Genomic DNA, 15794 nt, shown 5'->3' on the forward strand with positions numbered 1-15794 from the left:
CACCGGTTGGGTGGCCGTGCCATCAGTTGGTCGGCTGGGCCGGGCGAGGTGCCGGCGGCCTGCCCGCGACCGCGCGAGGCGTCCGGGCCGAACTGGCCGCGCCATCGCATTTGAACCTTGGGCTCTCTCGACTCGCGACCGTGGCGTGTGACGCCTCCGAAACCGAGTCACTTCCCCCGATGGAGCCTGGGAGTGTCGGCACAGGAGAGTGAGGCGAGCCGTTTCTCCTCGGTAAACGTATCGGCCGATGGATAGTCGTCCGGCCAGCAAAATCAGGTGCACGCAGCGGGGGTACGCCCAACGCATCGCCGAACGTTCGGATTCGCTTACCACTTTCACTTCGGTCTGGATACGCTTATTAGGGCCCGGGCCATACGTGTGAGCGAACCCGATAGCCGTGGTTCCGGCGTGGGAGTTCGGACCCTCGGCGACGCCGATTTCGGACAGAGGCATCACAGTACAACTGTATTTGGAATAGTCCAAGTAACACAGCAAAGGTTATACCGGTGGCTTCAGAATGGAATCTCCGTCACGAATGATTCGTACGACGCTACTTGCAGGAGCGGAAATCGAGGGACAGACGACCGAGGTGAGCCACGCATGAGCGGTGCGGGCGACCTCGCGGCCGACGAACTCACGCTGCCCATCAAGCGGACCGAGGGGGAGACGCTTGCGGAGCGGTTGACCGACAACGCGTACCACAACATCCTCCCCGCCCGATACCTCCGGAAGAACGCCGACGGCGACCACGTCGAGGAGCAAGAGGACCTGTTCCCGCGCGTCGCCAGGAACATCGCGCTGGCCGAGGCGGTCTACGAGGCCGACCAGCGCGACGAGACCGTCACGGTCGCGCCCGACCAGCTCAAGCCCGACCACCCCCGGCGGGACGAACTCGCCGAGGAGGTGTTCGGCAAAGGGACGACCGTCGAGGACGACGTCGAGACCGACCTGTCGGTGTACAACGTCAACAAGTTCGCGTACGACACGGTCGTCCCCGAACTCCCCGAGGAGATTCGCGCCCACGTCGAGGACGTTCGCGAGGAGTTCGAGGAACTGATGGCGGACCTCTCCTTTATGCCGAACTCGCCCACGCTGATGAACGCGGGCGACGAACTCCAGCAGCTGTCGGCCTGCTTCGTCGACTCGCCCGACGACGACATCACCGACATCCACCAGACCGCCAAGGAGGCCGCGGAGGTCTTCCAGTCGGGCGGCGGCATGGGCTACGCCTTCTGGCGACTGCGCCCCTACGGCGACGCGGTGGGGAGCACGGGCGGCATCGCGTCGGGGCCCATCACCTTCATGCGCACGTACGACCAGATGTGCGAGACCATCGCCCAGGGCGGCGCGCGTCGCGGTGCCCAGATGGGCGTGATGCGCGTTTCCCACCCGGACGTCATCCAGTTCATCCACGCCAAGAACAAGGACGTGAGCCTCGCGCGCACCCTCCGGCTCAACGACCCCGACGACTACACCCACAACTCCTTCGTCGAGGCGCTCGAGGAGGCCCGCGAACTCATCGACGAGGACGGCCGGGTGCCCAAGCACCTCCGGAACGCCGCCGAGGGCCACCTCTCGAACTTCAACATCTCCGTCGGCGTCACCGACGACTTCATGGCGGCGGTGAAAGCGGGCGAGGAGTTCACCTTCACGAACCCCCGCACTGGCGAAGCGCACGTCGCCACCCAGCACACCAAGGAACTGTACGAGATGTTCGACCTCGGCGAGTACGTCGAGGTCGGCGAGGAGCTATCGGTGCCCGCCGAACTCCTCTGGGACCGCATGATAGACGGCGCTCACGAGAACGGCGAACCCGGCGTCATCTACCTCGAACGAGTCAACAAGGAGCACTCGTTCGACGTGGAGGAACATCCGGACCACCGCATCCTCGCCACTAACCCCTGCGGCGAGCAGCCGCTCGAAGAGTACGAGGCCTGCAACCTCGGCCACATCAACCTCTCGACGCTGGCCGACACCGACGCGCCCGACTGGCGGGTCTGGTACGACGAGCACGGCGACGAGTACGACGAGTTCGCCGAGGCGGTCGACGCCTTCCTCGCCGACGCGGTGGCGTGGGACGAGTTCGACCACCGCATCGAGTACGGCACGCGCTTCCTCGAGAACGTCGTCACGATGTCGGACTTCCCGGTCGACGAGATCGAGCGGAAGGTCCGGCAGATGCGCAAGATCGGGCTGGGCGTCATGGGGCTGGCCCAGTTGTACGTCCAACTGGGCGTCGAGTACGGCAGCGACGCCGGCAACGAGATCGCCCGCCAGCTGATGCGGTACATCAACCACGAGAGCAAGTGGGCGTCCCACGAACTCGCCGAACAGCGCGGCTCGTTCGACGAGTGGGACAACTCCAAGTACGCCGACCCGACCGAGTACCGCGAGTGGTTCGAGAACCAGACCGGCCTGAGCGCCGACGACTGGGAGGACGGCTTCGCGGTGCGGAACCACAACACGACCACCATCGCGCCGACCGGCACCACCTCGATGGTCGGCAACACCACGGGCGGGTGCGAGCCCATCTACAACGTCGCCTACTACAAGAACGTCTCCGACGACGTGCAGGGCGACGAGATGCTCGTGGAGTTCGACGACTACTTCCTCCGGACGCTGGAGGACAACGACGTCGACGTCGAGGCCGTCAAGAAGGAAGCCCAGGAGCAGATGGCCGCAAACGAGTTCGACGGCGTCGACGGCCTGACGACGGTGCCCGACGCCATCGGCGAACTGTTCGTGGTCACGTCGGACCTCTCGGGCAAGGACCACGCGGCGGTCCAGTGTGCGTGTCAGGAGGGCGTCGACTCGGCCATCTCGAAGACGTGCAACTTCCCCAACGACGCCACCAAGGCGGACATGCGCGAGGTGTACGAGTACATCTACGAGAACGGCGGCAAGGGCGTGACCGTCTATCGGGACGGCACCCGCTCGAAGCAGGTCCTGACGACTCGCGCGGACAACAAGGAGTTCGCCGACGAGAGCGAGGCCGCCGAGCAGTTGGTCGAACAGATTCGGGAGGTCTTCGGCGGCATCGAGGGCTTCGTCGAGAGCGACGAGGTGCAGGCCCACCTCGACCGCGAGGTGGCCTCTATCCTCGAAACCGCCGACGGCGAGGGCGAGGGACCGTACGCCAGCAAGCGCCCCCGGCCGGACGTACTCCACGGCGTGACCCAGCGCATCGACACGGGCTACGGCAAGCTCTACGTCAACATCAACGAGGACGACGAGGGCCGGCCGTTCGAGCTGTTCGCCAACATCGGCAACTCGGGCGGCTTCACCGCCTCGTTCACCGAGTCGCTCGCCAAGACGGTCTCGACCGCGCTCCGGTCGGGCGTCGACCCCGAGGAGATCGCCGACGAGCTACAGGGCATCCGGAGCCCCAAGGTGGCGTGGGACAAGGGCGAGCAGATAAACTCCATCCCGGACGCCATCGGCACGGCGATGCGGCGGTACCTCGACGGCGAGGTCGAGAAGGCCTACCCCCAACAGCAGAACCTCACCGAGGTCGAGGACGGCGGAGGCGTCGAGCGCGAGACCGACGGCGGGGCGGCGGCCGCGCAGGGCGGGACGGCGGACCTGCGCTCGGACGAAGACGCCGCCGACGACCGTGAGGCCGACCAGCAAGACATCATCGACGCGGGCGAGAGCCCCGAGTGTCCCGACTGCGGGTCGCTGTCGCTGTACTACTCCGAGGGCTGCAAGACCTGCGAGTCCTGCGGCTGGTCGGAGTGCTAGTCGGCGCGTCGCGTCGTCGTTGACCGTCGGTTCCCGTCTTCATCTTTCGCCGAAGCTTGGCGACGACCGGGGGTGGTCGAGGTCGCGCGGCGGTGGATAGCTTCTTGAACGAGTTCGGCGCAGTCTCCGATGGCACTACACACGTATCCTCGAACGCCCTCGCCGCGCTCTCTATCGCTCGAACCGCAACTAGGTCTTCGGACGCTTTGACGCGCTCTCTGACACTGGAACCGCAACCACAGCCTCGAACGCCCTCGCCGCGCTCGCGTGCAGTTCAGTCCGCCAAGGAGACCGCACAGTACCGCGACCGCACAGCGAGAGCCCCACGCCTCTCCAACCTCGGCGAGCGCCTGAACGCGCTCGCCTCCACCGTCAGAGGCGAGCTCTGACGAGCCTGCGCGCGCGTCTCTTGCGCAGACCGCGCGCATGTTGGCGCGACACGAGGTCGCGCCGTGGGAGACAAGCTCCCACGAGCCTTGTTTCGCTACGCTCAACAAGACGCCAGCGCGCGCCGACCGTGGAACGGAGCCCCAGCGTCGCGGTCGCGTGTAGCGTCGCGTGATCGAGTTCGACCGACGCTCCCGAACACTGCCGACGACGGGAGTACCAAGACTTTTACCCCGCAAGACCGCCTCTCGTACCATGAGCGAGGACGCCGAGGACCGCGAGTCGCCCGGAACCGCGAGCGAGTCGGACGTGGAAACCCTCGTCGAAGAGGACCCCGCCGCAGCGTTCGAGCAGGGGGCCGGGATTCCGGGGACTCACGTCCGCGCAATGGAGTTCTGGGACGACATCGTGGCCGACATGGAGGCCACGGCGGCCGAGTACGAGGACGAGGGCTGGGAGGCCCACCAGCTCCACCCGGGCGACGTGACGGCCCGGTCGCCGGACCCCGAAGGCGACGACGACCTGTTCGGCCTCGACGTGCTGGTGCCGAACAACGAGTTCGACGCGGTCGAAGAACTGCTGGAGGGCGGCGTGGCCTTCGACGCCTACGAGGCGTTCTGCGCGACCGGCGACGGGCTGGTGTTGTTCGTGGTCGCCATGGAGGACCACGACGAGGAGGTGGCGGTGCTGTACCCCGCCTACTACGACCCCCAGGACGCCCAGGGAATGCTCGCGGTCGCCGACCGCGAGGGCGAGATGCGGACCTACCTCCGGACCCTGACCAACGAGCGCATCGAGTTCACCCACCAGGACCCCGAGAACTTCCACCCGCCGGCGGGCGAGGACGCCGAGTAGCCCGCCGGTCGAGTCCCGTCGCTTCCGCTTTTTCGCTACGGCTGCCCGTCAGTCGTCGCTCTCGACGGCGTCGGCGGCGTCGAGTTCGTGGCCGCAGTTCGGACACGCCAGTTCGTCGTGGCGGAGCTGTTCGCTGGCGGTCTGCACGTCGCGCATCACTTCCGAGATGCGGTCCTCGGCCTCCAACTCCTCCTCGACCGAGAGGTCCACGCCCTCGACCTCGAGCAGGAACTTCGCGACCTCGGTCACCTCGTACATCACGTCGTCGAGCTCCTCGGCCGTGAAAAAGCCCGACATCGCGCCGTAGAGGAATGTCGCGCCGGCCTGCCTGACCTTGTCCTCGAAGCTCGCCCGGGCCTGATTGACCGCCTGGGGCGAGTAGGTGTCGGTCATGAACGGGACGAGTTCGGGCAGGTTGTCGCCGATCTTGGTCATCTCGACCCCCGTCTCGGTCCGGAAGTCCGCACAGAGCCGCGCGATGGCCCACTCGCGGGCCGTGATGTACGTCCGGTCGCGCAGGAACTCGTTGACCCGGTCGTACTGCGCGCCGTCCATCTTCGTGAACCGCTCGTACTTGCGGACGTCCTCGGGAACGGTCGAGTCGGCGGGGGCGTCGGTTTCCCCGGCCGGGCTCGCGCCCGCCGCGGTCGCGGAGTCGTCCGCGGCCGCGCCCGCGTCCGCGGTTCCGTCGCCCGGGACGGCCGTCCCCGCGTCGCCCTCGGAAGCGTCGTCGGCAGTCGCGGTGACCTCGCTGTCCGATTCCGGCGTGCGGGGCGTTTCCTCGTCGGCGTCCCGGTCGGGGTCGGTCGGACGCGGTCGGTCGTCGGCCATGAATCCGGGTTACCAGCCGAGGTGGAAAAGCGTGTCGTCTGGTGTGGTTGGGGCCGTCTCGGCGGCGATTCACGCAACTAATTTGTGGGCGGGCGCGGATAGTCGGGTATGGACATCTTGCTCGGAATCGGCGGCAGCGACGACTCGCTTCGCGCGCTCGAACGAACGGTCGAACGCGCCCGGCTGGCGGGCGACGACCTCACCATCGCCATCCTCGACAACCCGGAGAGCGACCGCGCGTTCGACGAGATCGAGTCGCGGGTCGGGGAGGTGCTCGACGCCGAGAACGTCGACGCAGAGGTCCGGCACCTCTCGGGCGACCCGGGGAGCCGACTGGTCGACCTCGCCGAGCGCGAGGCGTTCGACCAGCTCGTGCTCGGCGGCGGCCAGCGAAGCCCGATGGGCAAGATACAGCTCGGGGCCATTGCGGAGTTCGTCCTGCTGAACTCCCCGATCACCGTGACGCTCGTCCGATGAGCCGGAACGAGCGCACCTACCCCGACGAGCCCGCGGGGCCGTTCCCCGAGCCGCCGGTGTCGTTCGCGGACCGCGAGGACCGCGACGTCGCGGTCCGACCGTACGAGGACGCCGACTTCGAGCCGCTCGTGGAGATGTACGCCGACTTCGACCCGGCCGACCGCGCGCAGGGCATCCCGCCCGCGACCGAGTCGCGCATCCGCGACTGGCTGGAGGTGCTGCTCGAAGGGCTGAACGTGGTGGCCTGGCACGGCGACCGGGCGGTCGGCCACGCCACGCTGGTCCCCGACGAGGATGCGTACGAACTCGCCATCTTCGTCCATCAGGACTACCAGCGCGCGGGCATCGGCTCGGAACTCATCCGGGTGCTGCTGGGCCACGGGCAGGCAAACGACGTCGAGAAGGTGTGGCTCACGGTCGAGCGCTGGAACCACGCCGCGGTCAACCTCTACGAGTCGGTGGGCTTCGAGACCTCCGGGGCCGAGAGCTTCGAGATGGAGATGGCCCTGCGGTTGTGAGGGCGGGGGACTCGGAACCCCGCAATTCGCCCCGTCACACCGACAGCACGGGCTGGCTGGCGTACAGCAGGACGTACTCGGCGGCCTTCTCCAGGACCTCGCCGGGCTCGCCGCTGAGCGGCTCGCGCGGGATGACCAGAAAGTCGGCGTCGACGTCCTCGGCGGTGTCGAGGACCGCGCTGCCCGGATGCTGGGTCTTTCTGGTGGTCGAGAAGCCGTAGGCGTTCGAGGTCGAGACCGACACGCCGTACTCGGCGGCGACCTCGCGCACGGTGTCCATGAACGCCTCGGTGTTCGAGAGGACCTCGTCTTCGTCGACGGCTCCGCCCTCGATGCCGCGGACGAGCTCCTCGCCCAGGACGTACAGCGCGTGGACGCCGGCGTCGTACTGGTTGGCGACGGCCGCCGCGTACTCGACGGCGTCGACCGACTCGTCGCTCCCGTCGACCGGTACGAGGACTGTGTCCACTTCGAGCGGTTCGGTCATGTGCCCACCTGCGCGGGCGCTCGGGAAAAATCCTCGCCTCGAAAGCCGAGGTCACGGTCGCTTGCTTCGGGACGCGACCACGTCGAGGCCCGGACTGTAGTGGTACACCGGGTCGGCGTCGGGCCGGGCGAACCCGTGAGCCGTCAGCAGGGTGTTGGTCTCGATTCGGGCCTCGGCCGGGTACAGCGTCCACGGCTCGTGGTCGACGTCCGTGTACCGAATCGTCCCGTCCTGGGCCTGCGTGTAGAACCGGTAGCGCTCGGTGAGAAACGACCCGAGCGCGTCGTCGGGCGCGGCGAAGGGGTCGCCTGTCGGCCGGTACGTACCCTCGTACGCGGCGGGTCGTTCGCCCGGGTGGAGGCGGCGACTGCGGAATCGGACGCGGTCGCCCGCCGCGTCCAGCGAGATGCGGGCGTAGTAGTAGGGCAGGTGGTGGAACAGCCGCGCGCCGACGACGCTCGCTACGCCCTGCGCGTCCAGGCTGAAGAAGTAGACGCTGGGAACCCCGTCGCGGGTCACGTAGGTCCTGAGGTTGAGTTCGGGGAGTCGGATGCCGAACCGTTCGGGGACGCCCTTCGGCCGGACGGCGGCGTTGGTGAACGGGACGACCGAGAGCCACGCCGACCCGTCGTGTTCGTCGGGTTCCAGTCTGTCGGGCAGATGGGCGTCCATCACCGCCGGTTCGACGGGCCAGTTCTCGAACAGCAGATGTCGCCAGTTCATCTCCAGCGGGACGACCATACCGACACTGGGTATCCCGAGCGAAAATCCCTTGGGGTCGTCGGGCTCGCGACCGACCCCGCGATTCCGAAGGTTCAAACCCGAAGGCGAGGTACGTTCGGCCCAGTGACCGAAAGCGATTCGTGGCGCGAGGTGTTCGGCCACGCCGACCCCTATCCCGAGCAGGTCGACGGCATCGAGACCGCCATCGACACCGCCGAGGACGGCGGCTTCGCGGTCGTCGAGGGTGCCTGTGGCACGGGCAAGACCATGCTCGCGCTGACCGCCGGCATCGACCTCGTCCGCGACCCCGACAGCGACTTCGAGCGCGTGGTCGTGCTGACCAGCGTCAAACAGCAGCTCAAGCAGTTCGAGGCCGACCTCCGGACCGTCAACGCCAACCTGCCCGACGACTGGACGCCCGTCACGGGCCTCACGCTCGTCGGGAAGGCGGACGTCTGCCCGTACAACCGCGAGAACGCGGGCGGCATCGACGACGACAACGTGTACGAGCGCTGCGAGTCCCTGCGGGAGGACACCCGCGCGATTACGGGCGACGGCGGGTCGACCACCGCCGGGAGCCTCGTCTCGCGCGCCCGGAGCCAGCAGACCGGGCTCGCCGACTCGGGCGCGCAGGGACGCGCGGCCGCCGACTACCTCGAAACCGGCGGGGAGCCGACGCCCTACCCGCCCGAGATGCCCGAGTACGACGGGGTCGAATACTGCCCGTTCTACGCCCAGTTTCTGGAGGACCTCCCCGAGGACGGCGACCCGGTGGAGGCGGTCCCGTTCGACTTCGACGGGATGGGGCTGGTCGACCCCGAGCAACTGGTCTCGCTGTCGGTCCAGCACGGCACCTGCCCGCACTCGATGATGGGCGCGGTGCTGGGCCACGCCGAGGTCGTCGTCGGCAACTACTACCACGCCTTCGACCCGGTGACGACCGGCGGGTTCACGGGCGCGCTGCTCGACGACTCGACGTTCGTGGTCTGTGACGAGGCCCACATGCTCGAACCGCGCGTCCGGGGCCTCGTGAGCGACGCCGTGGGCGACAGGACCCTCCAGGACGCCGAGTCCGAACTCGCCCGGGTCATCCAGCCCGTCGAGTTCGACGACCGGTCGACCCGCGACGACCGGGAGGGCCACACCACCGCCGACGCCGACCTCGTCCGGGCGGAACTCGAAGACAGCGACGTGAGCCTCTCCGAAATCGAGGAGGTCCGGGACTTCCTCGGGGACCTGCGCGAGGAGGTAGACCGCCGGGTGACTGCCCACCTCGAACGCGAACACCGGGGCTGGAAGTCGAACCTCCACGACCTGCCCGACGACGAGATTCCGCTCCGGGACCCGACCGAGCCACAGCCCGACGAGATAAGCGAGTGGGCCGAGGATGCGGGTTATCACGACGGCGTGTGGGCCCGCGCCGAGGCGGTCGGTGCGGTCGTCGCGCGCATCCTGAACGAGGCCGAAGACGAGGAGGGCGAGGCGCAACGCGCCTCGGAACGGTCGACCGGGCAAGGCCCGGGAGACAAGAACCGCGCCGCGCCCGCCGCGGGTCGCGTCCTCGGCGAGTGGTACCGCAACGACCACGAGCACTACTTCCGGGAGATAGAGCTCGAACGCACGTGGAACGACCGCGAGCCCGAGGGGTCGTGGCGGCGGGCGTACAACGCCAGCCTCGCGATGCACAACTGCGTGCCCAGCGACGCCATCGGAGAGCGCCTCGCCGACTTCGGCGGGGGCGTGCTGATGAGCGCCACCCTCGAACCCGTGGACGTATTCGAGGAGGTGACCGGCCTCCGCCACCTCGACGAGGAGCAGGGCCGCCCGGTCGTGGAGCGAACGTACGGCCTCAACTTCCCGGAGGCCAACCGCGAGAGCTTCGCGGTCGACGCCCCCAAGTTCACCTACGACAACCGGGGACGTTCGGGCGAGCGGACCACCACGCGGCAGGTCTACGCCGACGCGCTCCGCGACGTGGCGGTCGAGACGCCCGGCAACGTCCTCGTCGGGATGCCCAACTACGCCGAGGCCGAGTGGGCCGCCGAGCGCCTGCGAGGCGACTCGCGGGTCGACAAGCCCGTGTTGCTCGACGAGAGCAGCGCCGACGACGTGACCGAGGACCTCAAAGCCGAGTTCTTCGGCGGCGGGGGGAAGGTCCTGGTCACGAGCCTCCGGGGAACGCTCACCGAGGGCGTCGACTACGAGGGCGACAGGCTCGACGCCGCCGTGGTGTGTGGCGTCCCCATCATCAACACCGCCAGCCCCCGGACCAAGGCGGTCCGGACCGCCTACGACCGCGCGTTCGGCGACGGGTTCGAGTACGCGCTGACCGTCCCCGCCGTCCGCAAGGCCCGGCAGGCGCTGGGCCGGGTGATTCGGGGCCCCGAGGAGGTCGGCGTGCGCGTTCTGGTGGACTCGCGGTACGCCCGCAACTCGTGGGACAGCGTTCGAGAGTTCTTCCCCGAGGTCGAGCGCGAGGAGTTCCAGCCCGTGAGCCCGGACATGCTGTCGCTGGGGGTCGAGCGGTTCTGGCGCGGGCGGGAGTAGCGTCGCTGGGCGCGGACCCTGCCCGCGGGTTGGACGCCGAGACGAGCTCGGCGCGGTCACCGGTAGTGTACCGACACACTAGGGTTTCCCCACAGGAAGCGCAACTATCATCCATGCGTAACAATCGGGTCGACGCCGAAAGTAAGGTGTCCGGCAACCAAGCCAACATCCCCGCACGAATTCGACGCGAACTGGAGATCGAGGACGGTGATTACCTCCGCTGGCACGTCGAAGACGACGGGAGCGTCCGGGTCGAGACCGTCCGACAGCGGACGGGAACGTTCGCGGACTTCGACGGATACGGCGGCGACGAGACCACCGACGCCACCGCCGACCACGACGCGTGGGGCGTCTCGGAGTAGATGCCCCGAGCGCTTTTCGACACGTCTGTCCTCTTCGCGGCGGCCTATCGCCACGATAGCGAACACGCCGACGCGCTTCCACTCCTCCGGGGCGTCGACGAGGGGTCGCTTCCGGAAGCGGTCGTCCTCGACTACGTCCTCGCCGAAACCCTCAACGGACTCACTACACACGCGGGACACGACGCCGCAGTCGATTTCCTCGACCGCGTCGAGGAGAACGCTCGCTTCCACGTCGAATCGTTGACCGCCGACGCGTTCGCTACCGCGAAAGCGCTGTTCCGTCGCCACGAACCGTTCTCGCTCGTCGACGCCTGTATCGTCGCGTACATGCAGACCGAGGGACTCGGATACCTCTACGCCTTCGACGACGACTTCGACGTCGCACCCGACCTGTATCGGCTCGACGCCGCGACGAACCCCGACGACCCGCGAGACGAGTGAGCGCGGTCACTCCTCGTCGACCAGTTCGTCGAGCTGGCGGCTGATGTCGGCTATCTGGTCGGTCTGCTCGTCGAGTTCTACCGAGATGCCGTCGGTCCGGTCGGCGATGTCGTCGGCGTTCTCGGTCGTCTGGTCGACCATCGCGGCGACCTCCTCGGTGCTGGCGGCCTGCTGGTCGGTCGCGGACGCCACCTCCTCGATGCCCTGGTTGACCTCCCGGACCGACTCGGCGATGCCGTCGAGGCTCCCGACCGCGGTGTCGACCGTGGCGATTCCCTCGTCTATCCGGGCGTTGCTCTCCTCCAGGCTGCCGACGGCGTTCTCGGTGTTGTCCTGTATCCGGTCGACTTTCTCCTCGATCTCGCTGGCCTGCTGCTGGGACTCCTCGGCGAGTTCCTTTATCTCGTCGGCGACGACCGCGAACCCGTCGCCGCCCTCGCTGGCGCGGGCGGCCTCGATGTTGGCGTTCAAGGCGAGCAGGTTGGTCTGCTCGGCGATGTCGTCGATGACGTCGACGATGGCACCGATGTCCTGGACGCTCTCGCGGATGGTCTCGACGTCCCGCGAGACGCTCTCGGCGGCCTCCTGTATCTCCTCCATCGTCGCCTGGGCCTCCCCGGCGGCTTCTTGGCCCCGCTCGGCCTGCTCGCGGGCCTGCTCGCTGGCCGACGCCACTTCCTCGGACGAGGAGGCTATCTCCTCGACGGCCGCGCTGAGGTCCGAAATCTCTTCGGACACCTGCGACATCCCGTCGGACTGCTCGCGCGCGAGCGCCGTGATGTCGTGGACGCGCTCGGCGATGCCCTCCGAGGAGCCCTGCAGTTCGGCCAGCGACGTCTGAATGTCGCTGGCGGCTTCACGGTCGTAGTCGGCGTCCTCCTCGATGTCCTGTTCTATCTCGTCGACCTCGGCGTCGAGTTCGACGTCGTCGTCGTAGTCGACGTCCAGTTCGTCGGTACTGTCCCCGTCGGCCTCCGACAGCTCTCCACTCCTGTCCATGTCGAGGGAGTTCGACTACCGAAGGAAATAGGTTCTGGAAACTAGACAGATAGTTAACTATTGGAAACCGCGTTTTCAGGTTCGTTCTACTGGGGTGCGTGCGTCTCGGAGTTCTCGTCGAGGACCCGGCGCGGTCAGTCGTCGACGCGCCGTCGGTCGGCGACCGCCTGCGCTCGCTCGCCGACCGAGACGACGTGCGCGTCCTCGGGGTCGAACCCGACCGTCAGCCGCTCGGCGGTCGGTCGCTCGTCGGCCCGGAGCGTCAGGCGCTGGCCCTGCCAGTCCAGATGCACGCGGAACGACTCGCCGAGGAACTCCACCGCCTCGACCGCGGCCTCGACGACGTTCTCGACCGGGTCGCGGGCGAGGTGTTCCGGCCGCACGCAGAACGTGACCGTCGAGCCGTCGGGCGCGTCGCGGTCGTCCGACGCGCCGAGGTCGCCGAGTCGGAACGACCGCTCGCCGACCCGGACCGCCTCGCCGTCGACCTCGCCCGCGAACACGTTGTTCTCGCCGAGGAACTCCGCGACGAACCGGGTCTCGGGCCGGCGGTACACGTCCTCCGGTCGGCCCACCTGCTCGACGCGGCCGTCGTGCATCACCGCCACGCGGTCGGACACGGCCAGCGCCTCCTCCTGGTCGTGGGTGACGTAGACGGTCGTGATGCCCAGTTCGGACTGAATCCGCTTGACCTGCGTCCGGAGGTCCTTGCGCAGGCGGGCGTCGAGCGCGCTCATGGGTTCGTCGAGCAGGAGGACGTCCGGGCCGGGCGCGAGCGCTCGCGCCAGCGCGACCCGCTGGCGCTGGCCGCCCGACAGCGCGTCGGGGTCCCTCTCTTCGAACCCCGCGAGGTCCACGAGGTCGAGCAGGTCGGCGACCCGCGCTTCCTTCGACTGGTCGCCGGGCGTCCCCCGAAAGCGGAGGCCGTAGGCGACGTTCTCGCCTACGGTCATGTGGGCGAACAGCGCGTAGTTCTGGAACACGACGCCGACGTCGCGGTCCTCCGGGGGCACGCCGGCCATCCCGCGGTCGCCGAACCGGACCGCGCCCTCGTCTGGCGACTCGAAGCCCGCGACCGCCCGGAGCGTGGTGGTCTTGCCACAGCCGGAGGGGCCGACCAGCGTGAAGAACTCGCCGTCTTCCACGTCGAGGTTCACGTCACGGAGCGCGGTCACGCCGCCGAAGGACTTGGAGATTCCGTCGAGGTGCAGGTCGGTCATGGGTTTGGTCGCTCCTGAGTTCGTTCGCGTTTCTGATTCGGGCGAGACTGCCCCGAACGTCTTCGGCGCGCTCTGCGGCGCGAGAACAGCAAACCGGTCCTCGAAAGCCCTCGGCGCGCTCGCGGTCGCTCTGGCGGATATCCGCGCCTCACAGCACAGCACCGCACCGCATCGGCGCGGATAGAGCCGCCAGAGACGACCACGCGATGCGCGAGCGCGCCTCGCCCTTTCAGTCCGCCAGGGTGGTAGGTGGTCCCTCTGTCGGAATCGACGGCGGACGTTGCCCTCGGGGAACGACGCCTCACACCTCCCTTCTCCGGAGGCGTTCGTGGCTTGCGCCGCCTCTCTTTCGGAGGCACTCGGGCCTCGCTCCGCGAGGCCCTCACACCTCCCACCTCCCGCCGAGTCGGTCCACGACCACGAAGCTCAGGCTGGTCACCGCCAGTAGGACCGTCCCCATCGCGGTGGCGGGGCCGAGCGTGCGATTCCCGATGTAGCGCTCGACGGCGACCGGCATCGTGTAGCTGCTGCTCCCGGTGGCCAAAATCACCGTCGAATCGAACTCGCCGACGCTGATGGCGAACGCGAACGCCGCGCCGGCCGCGACTCCCGACGCCACCAGCGGGAGTTCCACGTCGAGCAACGCCCGGAATCGGGTCGCGCCCAGCGCGCGGGCCGACTCCACGAGCGAGCGGTCGAGACCGCCCAACAGCGGCGAGACGTTCCGGACGACGAAGGGGTAGGCCGCGACCGCGTGGGCCGCCACGATGGCGACCGCGCCCGTGACCTGCACGCGGTGGTCCCAGAGTTCGACGCCGAAGACCAGCCCGCGCAACATCCCGAGGCCGACCACGATACCGCTCACCGCGAACGGGGCCATCGCGGCCGTGTCGGCGAGTCGCGCCCACCGGCCGCCCCGCGCCGTGAGCACCGAGACGGTCACGCCCATCGGGAGCGCGACCAGCAGGGTCGCCGCGCCGAAGAACAGCGAGTTGCGGACCGCCACGCCCGGAAGCGTCTGGAACGACGCGCCTTCGATCTGGCGCTGGACGAGAAATCGATAGTACTGGAGCGTGAGTCCGTTCGGCCCGGTGATGCTCTCGACCACCATGCTGGCGATGGGGCCGACGAACACGACCGCGACCACGACCGCGTAGACCGCGATGCCAGCACGTTCGAGCGCCGCGAGGGGCGAGACGGCCCCCGACGAGCGCACGCCCGACAGAAATCGCTTGCGCGCCGGCGGATTCGCGGCCCGACTGCTCGACGACTGGCGGGCCTCGTACCGGAGGTAAGCGTAGGTCAGCGCGAGCGAGACGACCGTCTCTATCACCGCGAGCGTGGCGGCCTCGGCGTAGTCGAGTTGCTGGACCAGCGAGTACACCCACACCTCGACCGTGGCGAGTTGGAGTCCGCCCAGCGCCAGCACGATGGGAAACGACATGAACGTGAAGATGAACGTCAGGAGCGCGCCCGTCAGCACCGCCGGCAGGAGCTGGGGCACCAGCACGTCCCGGAAGGCGTAGTAGGGGTTCGCGCCCAGCGACCGCGCGGTCTCGACCATCCGGGCGTCGACGCTCTCCCACGCGGCAGTCGTCACCCGCGTCACCAGCGGCGCGTTGTAGAACGCGTGAGCGACGACGATGGCTTCCAGCGAGTTGAGCAGCGAGATGCGGCCGACGCCGACCGCCGCCAGCAGGTCGTTGACCGGGCCGTTCGCGCCGAAGAAGGCGTAGAAACCGATGGCGACCATGATGGACGGCAGCACGAACGGCAGGATTGTCAGCGACCGGAGCGTGCGCCGGCCGGGAAACTCGTAGCGCGCGAGGACGTAGGCTCCGGGCAGGCCGAACGCGACGCTGGCAACCGTCGAGAGGAGCGCCTGATACGCCGTGAAGCCGAAGATTCCGAGGGGTCGGTCGGCCGCGACGTCGGCGACCGCGCTCAGGTCGCCCGAGAGGAGGGGTCCGAGCGCCCCGACGTAGAACGGGTCGGTCACCACCTCGCGGACGAACGACGAGGTCCACGCGCCCCCGACCCGGACCGCGTCGGCGAACACCGTCAACACCGGGTAGTAAAAGAGCACCGCGAGGACGGCGACAGTCGCGACTCCGAGGAGCGCGACGGCTCGGCGCTCGAGCCACCGGCCGACCGTCTCGCGGCGAGTCACGCGGGACTATCCTCCATCGCGTCGGATCACCCTCGG

Annotated in this window: 13 protein-coding genes; 7 read left to right on the top strand and 6 right to left on the bottom strand. The window is 68.5% G+C overall.

What is annotated here, in order from left to right:
• Positions 1-600: 600 nt before the first annotated feature.
• On the top strand, positions 601-3741 hold the full coding sequence (locus EPL03_RS04325; protein WP_135828093.1) for an adenosylcobalamin-dependent ribonucleoside-diphosphate reductase: 3141 nt from the start codon (positions 601-603) through the stop codon (positions 3739-3741).
• Between the two features lie 642 nt (positions 3742-4383).
• Positions 4384-4983 (top strand): DUF7529 family protein, encoded by a 600-nt coding sequence (locus EPL03_RS04330; protein WP_135828094.1) that lies wholly within the window; start codon positions 4384-4386, stop codon positions 4981-4983.
• Positions 4984-5031: 48 nt separating this feature from the next.
• Here the strand turns inward: EPL03_RS04330 and EPL03_RS04335 are convergent, their stop codons facing one another.
• The gene (locus EPL03_RS04335) at positions 5032-5814 is read right to left on the bottom strand and encodes a DUF5806 family protein (RefSeq protein ID WP_135828095.1); all 783 of its coding nucleotides are present in this window, start codon (positions 5812-5814) and stop codon (positions 5032-5034) included.
• A gap of 108 nt (positions 5815-5922) precedes the next feature.
• Between EPL03_RS04335 and EPL03_RS04340 the strand changes: the two genes are divergently transcribed.
• Both EPL03_RS04340 and EPL03_RS04345 read left to right on the top strand, forming a co-directional pair.
• The gene (locus EPL03_RS04340; RefSeq protein WP_135828096.1) at positions 5923-6291 is read left to right on the top strand and encodes a universal stress protein; all 369 of its coding nucleotides are present in this window, start codon (positions 5923-5925) and stop codon (positions 6289-6291) included.
• On the top strand, positions 6288-6809 hold the full coding sequence (locus EPL03_RS04345; protein ID WP_135828097.1) for a GNAT family N-acetyltransferase: 522 nt from the start codon (positions 6288-6290) through the stop codon (positions 6807-6809). The genes EPL03_RS04340 and EPL03_RS04345 overlap by 4 nt, the downstream gene beginning before the upstream one ends.
• Positions 6810-6843: 34 nt before the next feature.
• On the opposite strand, the gene EPL03_RS04350 is transcribed toward EPL03_RS04345, so the two are convergent.
• Together EPL03_RS04350 and EPL03_RS04355 are read right to left on the bottom strand one after the other, a co-directional pair.
• Positions 6844-7296: a universal stress protein gene (locus EPL03_RS04350; RefSeq protein ID WP_135828098.1), complete on the bottom strand. Its 453-nt coding sequence runs from the start codon at positions 7294-7296 to the stop codon at positions 6844-6846.
• Between the two features lie 51 nt (positions 7297-7347).
• Positions 7348-8037, bottom strand: a complete 690-nt coding sequence (locus tag EPL03_RS04355; protein WP_135828099.1) for a YqjF family protein — start codon at positions 8035-8037, stop codon at positions 7348-7350.
• Positions 8038-8142: 105 nt separating this feature from the next.
• On the opposite strand from EPL03_RS04355, the gene EPL03_RS04360 reads away from it, so the two are divergent.
• From EPL03_RS04360 to EPL03_RS04370, 3 genes are all read left to right on the top strand, one after another.
• Complete coding sequence (locus EPL03_RS04360; RefSeq protein ID WP_244605195.1) at positions 8143-10566, top strand: ATP-dependent DNA helicase; 2424 nt, start codon at positions 8143-8145, stop codon at positions 10564-10566.
• A 113-nt stretch (positions 10567-10679) separates the two neighbouring features.
• On the top strand, positions 10680-10928 hold the full coding sequence (locus EPL03_RS04365) for an AbrB/MazE/SpoVT family DNA-binding domain-containing protein (protein WP_135828101.1): 249 nt from the start codon (positions 10680-10682) through the stop codon (positions 10926-10928).
• Positions 10929-11369, top strand: a complete 441-nt coding sequence (locus EPL03_RS04370; RefSeq protein ID WP_135828102.1) for a PIN domain-containing protein — start codon at positions 10929-10931, stop codon at positions 11367-11369. It begins immediately after the preceding gene.
• A gap of 6 nt (positions 11370-11375) precedes the next feature.
• On the opposite strand, the gene EPL03_RS04375 is transcribed toward EPL03_RS04370, so the two are convergent.
• The 3 genes from EPL03_RS04375 to EPL03_RS04385 all read right to left on the bottom strand — a co-directional run bounded on the left by EPL03_RS04375 (position 11376) and on the right by EPL03_RS04385 (position 15758).
• Entirely contained in the window at positions 11376-12368 is a 993-nt protein-coding gene (locus EPL03_RS04375; RefSeq protein ID WP_135828103.1) for a methyl-accepting chemotaxis protein, read from the bottom strand.
• A gap of 134 nt (positions 12369-12502) precedes the next feature.
• Positions 12503-13588: an ABC transporter ATP-binding protein gene (locus EPL03_RS04380; protein ID WP_135828104.1), complete on the bottom strand. Its 1086-nt coding sequence runs from the start codon at positions 13586-13588 to the stop codon at positions 12503-12505.
• Positions 13589-13970: 382 nt separating this feature from the next.
• Positions 13971-15758 carry an ABC transporter permease gene (locus tag EPL03_RS04385; protein ID WP_135828105.1) on the bottom strand — a complete coding sequence of 596 codons (1788 nt, stop codon included), beginning with the start codon at positions 15756-15758 and terminating at the stop codon, positions 13971-13973.
• Between the last annotated feature and the right edge of the window lie 36 nt (positions 15759-15794).

Source organism: Halorussus halobius (genome assembly GCF_004765805.1).
Taxonomy (GTDB): domain Archaea; phylum Halobacteriota; class Halobacteria; order Halobacteriales; family Haladaptataceae; genus Halorussus; species Halorussus halobius.

What these genes read in the sequence shown, in the direction of transcription:
- EPL03_RS04325 (WP_135828093.1), top strand. Translation starts at nt 601, where the DNA reads ATGAGCGGTGCGGGCGACCTCGCGGCCGACGAACTCACGCTGCCCATC.
- EPL03_RS04330 (WP_135828094.1), top strand. Translation starts at nt 4,384, where the DNA reads ATGAGCGAGGACGCCGAGGACCGCGAGTCGCCCGGAACCGCGAGCGAG.
- EPL03_RS04335 (WP_135828095.1), bottom strand. Translation starts at nt 5,814, where the DNA reads ATGGCCGACGACCGACCGCGTCCGACCGACCCCGACCGGGACGCCGAC.
- EPL03_RS04340 (WP_135828096.1), top strand. Translation starts at nt 5,923, where the DNA reads ATGGACATCTTGCTCGGAATCGGCGGCAGCGACGACTCGCTTCGCGCG.
- EPL03_RS04345 (WP_135828097.1), top strand. Translation starts at nt 6,288, where the DNA reads ATGAGCCGGAACGAGCGCACCTACCCCGACGAGCCCGCGGGGCCGTTC.
- EPL03_RS04350 (WP_135828098.1), bottom strand. Translation starts at nt 7,296, where the DNA reads ATGACCGAACCGCTCGAAGTGGACACAGTCCTCGTACCGGTCGACGGG.
- EPL03_RS04355 (WP_135828099.1), bottom strand. Translation starts at nt 8,037, where the DNA reads ATGGTCGTCCCGCTGGAGATGAACTGGCGACATCTGCTGTTCGAGAAC.
- EPL03_RS04365 (WP_135828101.1), top strand. Translation starts at nt 10,680, where the DNA reads ATGCGTAACAATCGGGTCGACGCCGAAAGTAAGGTGTCCGGCAACCAA.
- EPL03_RS04370 (WP_135828102.1), top strand. Translation starts at nt 10,929, where the DNA reads ATGCCCCGAGCGCTTTTCGACACGTCTGTCCTCTTCGCGGCGGCCTAT.
- EPL03_RS04375 (WP_135828103.1), bottom strand. Translation starts at nt 12,368, where the DNA reads ATGGACAGGAGTGGAGAGCTGTCGGAGGCCGACGGGGACAGTACCGAC.
- EPL03_RS04380 (WP_135828104.1), bottom strand. Translation starts at nt 13,588, where the DNA reads ATGACCGACCTGCACCTCGACGGAATCTCCAAGTCCTTCGGCGGCGTG.